The following is a 13,101-nucleotide window of genomic DNA, read 5'->3' on the forward strand; positions in this document are numbered from 1 at the left end:
TCCGATGTATATAATCGGAAAAAACCATTGACGGTAAACAGCAGCCAGTGTAGTATACAATTTACCGGATGAATTCCGGGTAAAGAGAGGGGAATTAATAATGAAAAAACTAAGTTTAACTATTCTATTGGCGTTAACCGTGGTGTTTGTAGCGGCCTGCGGCAATAATTCGAATACCGATACTTCTAAAAATTCTTCAGCTGGAACGAATGGTGGAAATACAGCCACTGCGCAAAACAGTCTGGAAGCTGTTAAAGCTAGCGGCAAATTGCGTATAGGAACAGAAGGGACGTATGCACCCTTTACTTATCATGACGCTTCGGGGAAACTGACCGGCTTTGACGTAGAAATTGCTGAGGAAGTAGCGAAGCGTCTCGGTGTTGAACCAGAATTTTTTGAGACACAGTGGGACGGTATTTTTGCTGGGATGGATGCCAAGCGGTTTGATGTTATTTTTAACGAAGTATCCATTAATGAAGATCGTAAAGTGAAATATGATTTCTCTGAACCGTATATCGTATCTAAAGCGGTATTGATAGTAAGTGAAAACAATGAGGATATCAAAACATTTGCAGATCTTAAGGGTAAAAAAGCCGGACAATCTCTAACCAGTAACCTGTCCGATATCGCCCGTGAGAACGGTGCTGAAATCGTTGCTACAGACGGGTTCAATCAAGCGATGGACCTATTGACCTCAGGCCGTATTGATGCGACTGTAAATGATGGTTTGTCTTATCTAGACCTGAAAAAGCAAAAGCCTGATGTGAAAATTAAAGTGGTAGATGAGATTCCTGACGGTTCGCAAAGCGCAGCTGTTTTCTTAAAAGGCAACGATGAGTTGGTAAAAGCAGTTAGTGATGCAATTGTTGAAATGAAGAGCGATGGCACATACTTAAAGATTTCTGAGAAATACTTTGGTGCTGACGTTTCAAAATAATACAAGGTTTCAGAAGCTAACCAGCTTGGAACCAAAAAAGGATGTCTAAAAATGGATGACCGCAAAATACAAATTTTCTTAGATTCACTGCTACCCCTGCTAAAAGCTGGGGTGGCTTTTACCATTCCTTTGGCATTGATATCATTTGCACTTGGACTGATCTTAGCGATATTGACAGCACTAGCGCGTCTCTCCCCGTGGGTACTTCCGAAGCTGATCGCTCGCTTTTATGTATGGGTCATTCGTGGAACCCCTTTGTTGGTACAACTGTTTATTATTTTCTATGGTTTGCCGGCAGTTGGAATTGTGCTCGACCCTTTCATAGCCGCAACCATTGGATTTACGCTTAGTGTAGGGGCTTATTCATCAGAAATTATACGTGCTGCTATCCTGTCTATACATAAAGGTCAGTGGGAAGCGGCCTTCTCCGTTGGGATGACTCGTGCCCAGGCACTGCGCCGCGTTATACTGCCACAAGCTGCCCGTGTTTCTGTACCGCCGTTATCGAACTCCTTTATTAGCTTGGTCAAAGACACTTCACTGGCAGCGACCATTACCTATACGGAGATGTTCAGAACAGCACAGCAGGTTGCTTCCACCTCCTATGAGCCACTGCTGATCTATTGCGAGGCAGGATTGTTCTATTTACTATTCTGCTCAGTGTTATCAGCACTGCAAAATTACTTGGAGAAACGACTGAGTCGTTACTCTGCGAGCTAAAGGGGGAGACAATTATGATTGAAATACTTAATTTGCATAAATCCTTCGGTGAGCTGCAGGTATTAAAGGGCATTGATCTCGAAATGGAACATGGCAAGGTACTGGTCATTATTGGCCCATCGGGTTCAGGCAAAACAACGCTTTTACGCTGCTTTAATCTGCTTGAAGTCCCTGATCAAGGAAGCTTATCGCTCAGTGATATTAAAATTAATTTCACGGATAACAAGAAAATCCCCCAGAAGTCCATTTTGGCATTACGCCAAAAAACAGGGATGGTCTTTCAGTCCTATAATCTTTTTCCGCATATGACTGCACTAGGCAACGTGATGGAGGGGCAGGTGACGGTCCAGAAACGATCCAAGGACGAAGCACGCGAACGTGCCCTTCAGTTGTTAACTAAAGTTGGCTTGGCGGACAAAGCGGATGCTTATCCGCACCAACTGTCTGGTGGCCAGCAGCAACGGGTAGCTATCGCTCGTGCCATGGCAGTAGATCCAGAGGTGCTATTGTTCGATGAGCCTACCTCTGCGCTTGATCCTGAGTTGGTGGGGGAAGTGCTTAAGGTTATTAAACAGTTAGCGGCAGAGGGAATGACCATGGTGATAGTGACCCATGAGATGAAATTTGCTGCTGATGTGGCTGACCGGATCATTCTGATGGATGGAGGCCATATTCTAGAGCAAGGGACTCCGCAAGAAGTTCTTGAGCATCCGCAGCATCCTCGTGCTCTGCAATTTCTGAACAGAATTAGTGGAGAAGAAGTATAGAAGAAGATCAAGACGCAAAAAAGCAGTTCAGGACTATACCTGGGCTGCTTTTTCTTGTTTACCATTCAATGTTGGTGGTGCGTCGCTTCAAGGTTAGGATTTAATACCGGTCTTCAGGAATTCCAAAGCATTATAGAGCATAATCGCAGCTTCGGCGCGAGTGATTTCACTTTTTGGATTAAACTTCCCATTGGCGTCTAAACTATTAATCTTGTATTTAAGAGAACGTTGAATGCTGCCTTGATAAGAAGGATTCAGCGCAGCATCGTCAGCGATATCTACGGGCACTATATTGATCATCGGCAGATTCCCAATGCCTTCGACCCCTTGCACTAGATAATTGGTGAACTCTTCTTTGGTCATTGTTTTGGTTGGATCAATGTCCTTAGGAAGCTCGACATGATTGTAATACGCATTGATAAAGGCTTCAGCGTACCAGGCCTTATCTTTGACTTTCGTGAACAAGCCGCTAGCAACAGGAGCTTTGTTAAAATCAATAGCCGCGAGACTAAGCTGGAGTCCACCCGAAATGAACTGGATCCCTTGTGCTGTTGTTACTTTGGAGCTGGGCAAGAATTGGGATTCACTAACCCCTTTGATCAAGCCTTGATTTTTTAAAGAAATAATTTTTTCTTTGCCGTTTATATTATCAATATCCTTAAAGGTATTTCCGGCTGCAAATATTTGGCCACCCAAAGAGAAGGAGAGAATCGTAACGGTTGTAATCGCGGCTAACGTTCTTTTTTTCATATTCATGGTTATTTCACCTCGTTGTATGGATAGGCCTCGTGGCCGCTATCAACTTCTTAAACGCAGAAAAATATGGAAAGGTTGCGGTCCAACCTATATTATTTCACGAAAAAGTAGATTTTGGTAGAAAAATAGGCAGGATTGGGTGAAAGAACTTTGGATAAGAGAGCTAAAATGTTATAATGATGTCAGGCTCTATTCATTCGTGATTATTTTTGATATGATTATATCGTAACGATTACTATTTACGTTTAATATTTTGATGAATAAATGGGTGCGTCTCAGTGGATACGGATGTTAAATCATTCCGGGAAGGTAGGAGATCAAATGGATCAAATTTCAAATATCAGTCAGCTTTTTGCGGCGCAAAAATATAAATTAACGCCCCAGCGTGAGGCCATAGTGAACATATTGCTCGACAATGAGAAAGATCATCTCAGCGTAGAAGAAGTATATATGCTTGTTAAGAACAGTTATCCGCATTTAGGGCTGGCAACGGTATACCGTACACTTGAGCTCTTATGCGAGCTTCACATTGTAGAAAAGATGAACTTCGGAGATGGAGTCGCTCGTTACGATCTGCGCGGGAATGATCATTCTCACATGCATCATCATTTGATATGCAGCGTGTGCGGCAGGTTGGAAGAAATTAAGGATGACTGGCTAGTGGAGCTGGAGAAAAGAGTGGAACGTGAATATGGCTTTAACGTCACGGATCACCGCCTAGATTTCAAGGGTACTTATGACACATGTAAACGAACAGGCTGCAAAAAAGAAAAAGCAAACAAAGCGGTTTCTTAAGCCGCTTTCTAATTAAAAGAAGAGGCTGCCTCAGAAGTAGTAAATGCTACTCATGGGGAGGCCTCTTTTTCGGAGAGTAATTAGGGAAATACTCCCTCTAAATAACTGATAATTGGCCGATATGAATGGAAATGGGGAAATCCTCCCTATAACTCGGCGAAAAATCTATATTTCACAACAAATCAGTTGAATTATAGGGAGGATTTCCCTAATTAGTAGTCAAATGCGCAGAAATCTTTGAATTATAGGGAGATATTCCTTAATTTGCACGCAAAGCAGCGCTTCTTGAAATCCTGAGAAGCGCTACGTTACGTTTTAAACAGTTAAAGGAAATCCTACTTATGGGAAAGACTATATCATTTTTCTTAGCTTCGAGTGGGTACGAAGGATTTAATCCACGTTCCGAAGCTCCCAGGGTTACGGCTCTGAACGAGGATTACACCTTCTCCGCGGAATCGGCAGACAAGCGCTTCACCACTGGTTAAACTGTTCAACCAACCCGAGGCAGCTTTTTCTACCTTATAGTCCATATAATCTGGCCAAGCGACGAGATGTCCATTGTCGATAATCATCTCTTCACCAGGTGCTAAATTAATGGCGTGGATCGCTCCGAAGGAGGACAGGAATACTGTTCCTCTGCCGCTGATTTCTACAATGAAGAAGCCTTCACCAGAGAAAAGTCCGCGTGTTAAATTTTGCATTTTTGTATTTACTTGAATGCCTTCCGTACCGGCTAAGAATCCGTCCTTTTGAACTAACAGCTTATAGGAACCATCTAATTCGATAGCTTGGATATCACCTAATGATCCAGGAGACAGTAGGACCTCACTTTGACCACGGATAGCTCTGAGTTCCTGGAAGAAGAACTTTTCACCGCTCAGCATTCTTCCCAGACCCCGCATTACGCCTCCATCAGCCGTTCCTTTTAACTCTACGTTAGGAGACATGGCAACCATTGCGCCCATCTCAGCTTTAACACTTTCGCCGGGGTCCAAATATACCTTTAACATTGCAAAAGCACCCTCGTACAAAACATCGTATTTCATCACTAAAAACCTCCGAATCTATTTAGATAAGTTAGAAAACTAGCAGTGATCTCATTGTAACGGAATTCTGGCTGCGCTCATAGTCTGTATTATGTTAAACTGTAGTTGTCTGATAGTTCATCAATGAATAGGAGAGTGGTGCCATATGGCACGAACCAAGACTCAAAAAGCCTTGTTAAAGGCAGAGCGCTCAGGAACCTGGTGCGCAGCTCAAAGTCGAAGATCCAATGGAGATTATGGCGCTATTTCACAGCATGTACGGTTAACGCCGAGCAAACAACAGCAATTGAATAAGAACAAACACAAGGAGCGGATCTTCCAAGATGATGCTCCTTTTCATTTGGCGATTTGAAAATAAATGTCACTCTGTAGGAGGACAAGAACATAGTCCCATTAGAACCCGCGCCCAGCGCGGTTTTTCTGTTTTATGACGAAAATGGACAAGAACATGGTCCCATTGCCGATTGGATATATGTCTAATTCAGATATTCTTTACGATAGTAGGTCGTTCCAGAGTTATCATGATCAGGGACTTGTACAAAATGTGAATAGAATTATGCAGATGAACTGTTATTACCAATCTGGATCTTACGAGTGCAAAAATGAATGATAAAGCAGCCTTAAAGTACGTCAAAGAAAGGGGTTCCCTTCTCCGTATTGTTATTGCCATATACTCAGATTCTTCACCCGCCAAGCCAAACCAAACCATCGTACAATCGGGTGATTCTTATTGTCTTAAGAGACTTGGAAAGTATTATGAACGGTTAAAAAAGGCAAAGAAATGACCTTCAGTATGCCATTGAAAATCAACAACTATACCCGGGTCTGCCAATTACAGAAGTAAACAACCGTCTCGATCAAATCCAAAGCGAAATGGAAAAATTGGAAGCAGGTGCGAGGCATTTTCGAGTAATCCATACAAATATCCTGAGGTTCTCAGAGCAAAGTATAATCAAATATTTCAAAATTAAACCATATGTAGTCCATTAATTATGCTCCTGTTTAAAACGATAGAGGTTATAAATACAATATATCATTGAACTAAACTGCTCGTTAGCTTAATGAGGCAATGACAGTCTAACACTCTATTTTCAAATAAAAATTACGCTAAGGTCTATGTCAGTTTCAGAAGAATAATGGAGTATATAAATTAATGTTTAAGAGAATAAAGAGCTCTGAGTTGATCACACTGAGTATCTTTATCTTTATTACTTTGATGTGCTGGGTGAAAGTTGCAACTATCGAGAAGGAAGGGTTCATCTGGTTTCAAGATACTTCTGAAGCGGTAATTTCCCGTCTCTAATGTGCTTAGTGCTCATAAGCGACGCTAAGCCAAAGCAGCACCACGGACTCGTCACGTACTAAAGCGAAAATACAAACCTTTATTAATGTGTGAGCAATTTAACCCTCGGAGAAATCTTCAAGGTTTTTTGACTTCAAGTTATTCTTTTAAAAAAAGAACGATGGTTTCTGCGGCAAACTCTGGTTTGTTGCCTCAGCTGTATTCTCCTTGACCGCTCACTAATGGGGAACAGGTACACTTTTTCTTGAGCTGATTTAGAAGCGGTTAAATAATCTAACCAGCTGGCTAGAAAGGAAAATACGGAGTCGAGTAAGGAATTGATAGCCTTCCAACAGATTACAGATAAAATGATTCCCAGAGTATTAAAGATTTCATGAATAAATTGTTGCATAATAAAATTCCTCTAGATTTATTCGCATATTGCCTCCTGCTTCCAATTAGAGGGAGTCCACCGGTACAACGACTCTTTGCGCCTTCCTGAATTAATCATCGCTCCATCATGACTGAAGGTTGTGGAATGATTTTAACTATTTCAATTCATCGTCTTCTCTATACAGAAGATGACTGGTCTACTATTATCCGGAACCACGATTACGGCAATTGAATGTTTCGTTTTGACAAAGTTATTTTAACTAACACATTCGATACGCACCGAGTTGTCCATTACGCCGTTGAACAACGCAAGGATAAGAAGATGGCTGCAAGGAGTAATTCACGGACGGAGAGAATATTGGCGACTAAGATCGCTTGAATGTTCTGGCTGCCGAAGTAGGGCTTGATGTTGCAAAGGTTGTGGAAACGCTGGAATCTTCCATATACAAAGAGTCGGTACGTGGAGTGGAGAAGTAAGAAAGGAAGCATACTGAGCAGCCGTCGATATGATTACAATCGCCTCTAAATATCTGCTTGCTACATTAAAGATAAGTAACCGGTTTTCAACCCGGTTGCTGTCGGATTATTGCTTTCTAATCCTTTTTCAATATAAAGGTGTTCACATCTTGAAAAAATTTGAACACGTTACATAAGGGAAAAAAAGGTGCGGAATAGAGAAAAGGAAAGACCAAGCAGTTTAAAATTGTCGGTCTATAGGAGTTAAAAAGGCATTAGTAATAAGAGTGTGGATTTTCTCTCTTATTCTTAAAAATGGTAAAAAAGGGGGGTGAAAGAAATGGCTATTTTATCAACTGGACCGATTGAGAATAGTCCGGTCAGTGGTGTAAGGCCAACACAACAGTTGACCATTAATATTGATAATAGAAATATGGTCACAAATGCGATTATTTTGATTCAAGGTTATTACCTAAATGGGACTAGAACGTTATATGTACTTGAATTAATTAATGTGAATCCAAATCAAGCAATATCGAAGGAGTATTTTGCGAACCTGGATGTATTTGAATTTGTCTTTACAACGAGCGGTTTAGCAGAACAGCAAATAGATATTTCAGTTTGGGGAAAGAATTCTGTGGGACAACTCGTAACACCTCACCGTATCGTATCTTCAGAATTGTTAGGAGCAAATGAAAGAATCATAGGAACAACCGGGGCAACGGGTGAAACCGGAGAAACAGGAGAAACAGGTTCAACTGGAGCTATAGGTGCAACTGGAGCTATAGGTGCAACTGGAGCTACTGGCGCAACGGGCGAAACCGGAGTAACTGGCGCAGCTGGAGATATAGGGGCAACTGGCGTTACCGGAGCTCCTGGCATTATCGGGGTAACAGGTGTAACCGGAGCAACTGGAGCTACAGGTGCAACTGGCGTTACAGGAGAAACAGGTACAACTGGCGTAACTGGAGTTACAGGCGCAACAGGAGAAATAGGAGCAACTGGCGTTACCGGAGAAACAGGCACAACTGGCATAACTGGAGCAACTGGCGTTACTGGATTAACGGGTACAACTGGCGTTACCGGAACAACAGGAGCAACTGGCGTTACCGGAGCAACAGGAGCAACTGGCGTTACCGGAGCTACAGGCGCAACTGGTGTAATCGGAGCAATTGGAGCTACAGGTGCAACTGGCGTTACCGGAGAAGCAGGAGCAACTGGTGTAACCGGAGTAACTGGAGCTACAGGTGCAACTGGCGTAACCGGAGCTGCAGGAGCAACTGGCGTAACTGGAGCAACAGGGGCAACTGGCGTAACAGGAGCAATTGGCGTTACCGGAGCAACTGGAGTTACTGGAGTAACGGGTGCAACTGGCGTTACCGGGGCAACTGGCGTAACCGGAGAAACAGGAGCAACTGGCGTTACCGGAGCTACTGGAGCAACTGGCGTTACCGGAGAAACAGGAGCAACTGGTGTTACAGGCGCAACAGGAGCAACTGGCGTAACAGGGGCAACTGGCGTAACTGGCGTAACCGGAGAAACAGGAGCAACTGGTGTAACTGGAGCAACCGGAGCAACTGGAGTTACAGGGGCAACTGGAGCAACAGGAGCAACTGGAGATACAGGCGCAACAGGAGAAACAGGAGCAACTGGCGTTACCGGAGCTACAGGCGCAACTGGTGTAACCGGAGCAACAGGGGCAACTGGCGTAACCGGGGCAACTGGCGTAACAGGAGCAATTGGCGTTACTGGAGAAACAGGAGCAACTGGAGTTACTGGAGTAACGGGTGCAACTGGCGTAACCGGGGCAACTGGCGTAACAGGGGCAACTGGCGTAACCGGAGAAACAGGAGCAACTGGCGTTACCGGAGCAACTGGCGTAACTGGAGCAACAGGTGCAACTGGTGTAATAGGGGCAATTGGCGTTACTGGAGGAACAGGAGCAACTGGAGTTACTGGAGTAACGGGTGCAACTGGCGTAACCGGGGCAACTGGCGTAACCGGAGCTACAGGTGCAACTGGCGTAACCGGAGCAACTGGCTTTACTGGAGCAACAGGGGCAACTGGCTTTACTGGAGCAACAGGAGAAACAGGAGCAACTGGTGTAACCGGGGCGACTGGCGTTACCGGAGCAACAGGGGCAACTGGCGTAACCGGAGCAACAGGAGCAACTGGCGTAACCGGAGCAACAGGCGTTACCGGAGCTATAGGAGCAACTGGAGTAACTGGAGCTACAGGAGCAACTGGAGTAACTGGAGCTACAGGAGCAACTGGAGTAACTGGAGCTACAGGAGCAACTGGCGTAACCGGAGCAACAGGAGCAACTGGCGTAACCGGAGCAACTGGAGTTACTGGATTAACGGGTGCAACTGGCGTTACCGGTGCAACTGGCGTAACCGGAGCAACAGGAGCAACAGGCGTAACCGGAGCAACAGGAGCAACTGGAGTTACTGGCGTAACCGGAGCTGCAGGAGCAACTGGCGTAACTGGAGCAACAGGGGCAACTGGTGTAACCGGAGCTGCAGGAGCAACTGGCGTAACTGGAGCAACAGGAGCAACTGGCGTAACCGGAGCAACAGGAGAAACAGGAGCAACCGGAGCAACAGGAGCAACTGGAGTTACTGGAGTAACGGGTACAACTGGCGTAACCGGAGCAACCGGAGCAACTGGCGTAACCGGAGCAACAGGGGCAACTGGCGTAACTGGAGCTACAGGAGCAACTGGCGTAACTGGAGCTACAGGGGCAACTGGCGTAACCGGAGCAACCGGAGCAACAGGAGTTACTGGAGTTACTGGAATAACGGGTGCAACTGGCGTTACCGGAGCAACCGGTTCAAATGCCACAATACAAAATGGATTATTTAATGTCAGCGTAGTATCAGTAGTAAATGGGACAGCAATTTCTTATACAACTTCATTCATTAATGGCACTAACATTTTGCATCCATCGAGTACAACCTTTGTTCTAGCATCAGGACACATTTATTTGGTTTCGTATACGTTCAGAGCAACTAGTTCTGTAGTTGGAAACGTAACGGTGACACCAAGATTTAATACCGTATTTCAGAGTCGATTTTCAGGTAGATCAGTTACTGGAACTCTAGATGCAAATGTTAGTGTATCGGGTACGTTCTTAGCTGATGCCACCTCAACTGCGATCACAATCGATTTTCTTTATAATGGATCGGCAACAACCACATTTACGGATGGTTCTGTTTCGATTATTCAGGTTCAGTAAACGAATGGGGAATGAAAGTGTAAATTCATTGCTTCGTAAGGATTTACTTACGGAGTGTTAAAGAAGTCATTCAGAGGATCAGTTAGCAATCTAAATGAAATCGATATTTTTTGTTTTTAAGTTGTAGCTATTTTGATTTTAATAATCCTATTTATTAGTGGGGAGGAGCAAATACAGATCGACTATTAAATACTAAATAATGAATGGAATTGTGATTTTCCGCCTTTAATAATACGGAAATAAAAAGGAGAATCAAAATTTATGGCTATTTTATCAACCGGACCAATAGAAAATAATCAGGTCAGTGGTGTTAGGCCAACGCATCAACTGACTATTAAAATTGATAATCGTGACTTAGTGAATAGTGCGAATATCTTGATTCAAGGATATTACCTAGACGGGACCCGAACGTTATACGTAAGCGAACTCATTAATGTAAATCCAAATGAAATAATAACGAAGAATTATTATGCAGACTTTAATGCTTTTGAATTTGTATTTACAACGAGCGGTGTAGCAGAAAATCAAATGGAGATCTCGGTTTGGGGAAAAAATGATGCGGGGCAACTTGTAACTCCCCACCGTATCATATCTTCAGAATTGTTAGGTACAAATGGTGTCATTGGAGCAACCGGTGCCACTGGAGTTACCGGTGAGGCCGGTGTTACTGGAGCTACAGGAGCCACTGGAGTTACAGGCTCGACTGGAGTTACAGGAGATACAGGAGTTACAGGCTCTACAGGAGTTACAGGAGTTACAGGAGTTACAGGAGTTACAGGAGTTACAGGAGATACAGGAGTTACAGGAGTTACAGGAGATACAGGAGTTACAGGCTCTACAGGCTCTACAGGAGATACAGGAGTTACAGGAGTTACAGGAGTTACAGGAGTTACAGGAGATACAGGAGTTACAGGAGACACTGGAGTTACAGGAGCTACAGGAGTTACAGGAGCCACAGGAGCTACAGGAGTTACAGGAGATACAGGAGTTACAGGAGACACTGGAGCTACAGGAGATACAGGAGTTACAGGAGACACTGGAGCTACAGGAGATACAGGAGTTACAGGAGCCACAGGAGATACAGGAGTTACAGGAGCCACAGGAGATACAGGAGTTACAGGAGATACAGGAGTTACAGGAGACACTGGAGCTACAGGAGCTACAGGAGTTACAGGAGCCACAGGAGTTACGGGAGTTACAGGAGTTACAGGAGTTACAGGGGTTACAGGGGTTACAGGGGTTACAGGAGTTACTGGAGCTTCAGGGGTCACAGGAGTTACTGGAGATACAGGGGTTACAGGGGTTACAGGAGTTACAGGAGTTACAGGAGTTACAGGGGCTACAGGAGTTACCGGAACTACTGGAGCCTCTGGAGCTACAGGAGATACAGGGGTTGCAGGAGTTACAGGAGCCACTGGAGACACTGGAGTAACAGGTGCAACGGGTGTTACTGGATCAACTGGAGTTACAGGAGCCACTGGTACGATTGATCCTACTGCTACCATCGTTGGAATAGGACCAAATGTTAGCTCCCAATTTAGCGAATTAAGAACAAATGAAAAAACGCCGCTCATTGAGTTGACTTCGGTATATGGCTTATCCAACCTAAGAGACATTGTTTCCACATTGGGAGGAGCTACAGTAGGAAGTAATAATACGGAGTTTCAATTAACTACAACCGCATCCGGAGCTGATATTGCTATCCTTCAAAGCTCGGAGAGAGGAAGGTATGAATCAGGTTTTGCCGCAGAAGCGGGAATAGGTATCCGTTTGCCGGTTGCTCCGACAGGAGCCCAAGTGGTGAGATGGGGCGTTTTTGACGATCAGAACGGCTTATTCTTTGGCCAGAGCGTAGCGAATGGAATATTTGTAGCGATCAGAAGAGCAAGCGTTGACACTGTTATTCCTCAAGCAGCTTGGAACGTGGATAAATTGGATGGAACAGGACCAAGTGGTGCGACACTTACTTTATCTAAAGGGAATATATTTCAAATCGTGTTTACTTGGTATGGGTATGGTGTAGTCGAATTTAGAGTCGTCATCCCTGATCCAACGACTTTAGCACAAGAAGTAATTATCGTTCATCGATTCTCTCCGAATGGGCAAACGAGTCTGGCCGATCCTAATCTTCCTCTTCGTGCAGAAATCTTTAATAATGGCACGGCATCTGGACTCAATTTATTTGTTGGAGGAAGACAATATAGCATATTGGGCAAATATAGTCCCGTTTTCAGAGTTACTTCCGAAAGAAGAACCATAACTGCAACAGGAACACTTACACCGATTTTGTCTTTCCAAAGAAAGGCAACCTTCCCGCCAGGTTCGGGTAGGGCTAATTCAGTAAGTATCAAACTAGAAGGGATTGACCTTGTCACTTCAGATGATATTTACTATCAGATCGTATTAGGCGGAACGATTAATGGAGCCTTTGCAAACTTTCCAACTGCGACGACTAATATCCCAACTTCGGAGACAGCTCTACTAATTAACAGCACGCTAACAACAATTTCTGGTGGTCAAGTACTATTGCAAGGCTTAGCAGCCGGAGTTGAGGGAAGTGCAAGAATATTAGCTTCCGCTTCATTATTGGATTTTCAATTGCCAGATACTGAATTTGTTACTTTAGCTGTTGCGAATTTAAGCGGCGGTACGAATTCCGTTACGGCAACCTTCAGTCTTACTGAGGAATGGTAAAAAGCAACAGTCATGGG

Annotated in this window: 10 protein-coding genes; 8 read left to right on the forward strand and 2 right to left on the reverse strand. The window is 44.2% G+C overall.

What is annotated here, in order from left to right; all coding sequences use genetic code 11:
- The first annotated feature begins 100 nt into the window (after nt 1-100).
- From NYE25_RS02520 to NYE25_RS02530, 3 genes are read left to right on the forward strand one after another with little or no spacing between them, the layout of a single operon-like run.
- The gene (locus tag NYE25_RS02520) at nt 101-937 is read left to right on the forward strand and encodes an amino acid ABC transporter substrate-binding protein (RefSeq protein WP_076282859.1); all 837 of its coding nucleotides are present in this window, start codon (nt 101-103) and stop codon (nt 935-937) included.
- Nucleotides 938-988: 51 nt separating this feature from the next.
- Nucleotides 989-1,657: an amino acid ABC transporter permease gene (locus NYE25_RS02525; RefSeq protein ID WP_076299420.1), complete on the forward strand. Its 669-nt coding sequence runs from the start codon at nt 989-991 to the stop codon at nt 1,655-1,657.
- 14 nt (nt 1,658-1,671) lie between these two features.
- Nucleotides 1,672-2,424, forward strand: coding sequence for an amino acid ABC transporter ATP-binding protein (locus tag NYE25_RS02530; protein ID WP_042187521.1), 753 nt, complete (start codon nt 1,672-1,674; stop codon nt 2,422-2,424).
- Nucleotides 2,425-2,517: 93 nt separating this feature from the next.
- Here the strand turns inward: NYE25_RS02530 and NYE25_RS02535 are convergent, their stop codons facing one another.
- Complete coding sequence (locus tag NYE25_RS02535; protein WP_042187523.1) at nt 2,518-3,180, reverse strand: S-layer homology domain-containing protein; 663 nt, start codon at nt 3,178-3,180, stop codon at nt 2,518-2,520.
- A 321-nt stretch (nt 3,181-3,501) separates the two neighbouring features.
- On the opposite strand from NYE25_RS02535, the gene NYE25_RS02540 reads away from it, so the two are divergent.
- Nucleotides 3,502-3,975, forward strand: a complete 474-nt coding sequence (locus NYE25_RS02540; RefSeq protein ID WP_042187525.1) for a Fur family transcriptional regulator — start codon at nt 3,502-3,504, stop codon at nt 3,973-3,975.
- Between the two features lie 365 nt (nt 3,976-4,340).
- Here NYE25_RS02540 and NYE25_RS02545 read toward each other — a convergent pair whose 3' ends face one another.
- Nucleotides 4,341-5,021, reverse strand: a complete 681-nt coding sequence (locus NYE25_RS02545) for a TIGR00266 family protein (RefSeq protein WP_042187527.1) — start codon at nt 5,019-5,021, stop codon at nt 4,341-4,343.
- A gap of 145 nt (nt 5,022-5,166) precedes the next feature.
- Between NYE25_RS02545 and NYE25_RS02550 the strand changes: the two genes are divergently transcribed.
- The 4 genes from NYE25_RS02550 to NYE25_RS02565 all read left to right on the forward strand — a co-directional run bounded on the left by NYE25_RS02550 (nt 5,167) and on the right by NYE25_RS02565 (nt 13,084).
- On the forward strand, nt 5,167-5,373 hold the full coding sequence (locus NYE25_RS02550) for a hypothetical protein (RefSeq protein ID WP_042127025.1): 207 nt from the start codon (nt 5,167-5,169) through the stop codon (nt 5,371-5,373).
- A gap of 801 nt (nt 5,374-6,174) precedes the next feature.
- Complete coding sequence (locus tag NYE25_RS02555; protein WP_341127944.1) at nt 6,175-6,324, forward strand: hypothetical protein; 150 nt, start codon at nt 6,175-6,177, stop codon at nt 6,322-6,324.
- Nucleotides 6,325-7,492: 1,168 nt separating this feature from the next.
- On the forward strand, nt 7,493-10,390 hold the full coding sequence (locus NYE25_RS02560) for a beta strand repeat-containing protein (protein WP_341145016.1): 2,898 nt from the start codon (nt 7,493-7,495) through the stop codon (nt 10,388-10,390).
- A 261-nt stretch (nt 10,391-10,651) separates the two neighbouring features.
- The gene (locus NYE25_RS02565) at nt 10,652-13,084 is read left to right on the forward strand and encodes a collagen-like protein (RefSeq protein ID WP_341145017.1); all 2,433 of its coding nucleotides are present in this window, start codon (nt 10,652-10,654) and stop codon (nt 13,082-13,084) included.
- Nucleotides 13,085-13,101: the final 17 nt, after the last annotated feature.

Source organism: Paenibacillus sp. FSL E2-8871, from assembly GCF_038000345.1.
Taxonomy (GTDB): Bacteria; Bacillota; Bacilli; order Paenibacillales; family Paenibacillaceae; genus Paenibacillus_AQ.

Bases quoted from the DNA above. Each gene is read 5' to 3' on its own strand.
- NYE25_RS02555 (WP_341127944.1), top strand. From the start codon at position 6,175: ATGTTTAAGAGAATAAAGAGCTCTGAGTTGATCACACTGAGTATCTTT.
- NYE25_RS02530 (WP_042187521.1), top strand. From the start codon at position 1,672: ATGATTGAAATACTTAATTTGCATAAATCCTTCGGTGAGCTGCAGGTA.
- NYE25_RS02520 (WP_076282859.1), top strand. From the start codon at position 101: ATGAAAAAACTAAGTTTAACTATTCTATTGGCGTTAACCGTGGTGTTT.
- NYE25_RS02545 (WP_042187527.1), bottom strand. From the start codon at position 5,021: ATGAAATACGATGTTTTGTACGAGGGTGCTTTTGCAATGTTAAAGGTA.
- NYE25_RS02560 (WP_341145016.1), top strand. From the start codon at position 7,493: ATGGCTATTTTATCAACTGGACCGATTGAGAATAGTCCGGTCAGTGGT.
- NYE25_RS02535 (WP_042187523.1), bottom strand. From the start codon at position 3,180: ATGAATATGAAAAAAAGAACGTTAGCCGCGATTACAACCGTTACGATT.
- NYE25_RS02550 (WP_042127025.1), top strand. From the start codon at position 5,167: ATGGCACGAACCAAGACTCAAAAAGCCTTGTTAAAGGCAGAGCGCTCA.
- NYE25_RS02540 (WP_042187525.1), top strand. From the start codon at position 3,502: ATGGATCAAATTTCAAATATCAGTCAGCTTTTTGCGGCGCAAAAATAT.
- NYE25_RS02565 (WP_341145017.1), top strand. From the start codon at position 10,652: ATGGCTATTTTATCAACCGGACCAATAGAAAATAATCAGGTCAGTGGT.
- NYE25_RS02525 (WP_076299420.1), top strand. From the start codon at position 989: ATGGATGACCGCAAAATACAAATTTTCTTAGATTCACTGCTACCCCTG.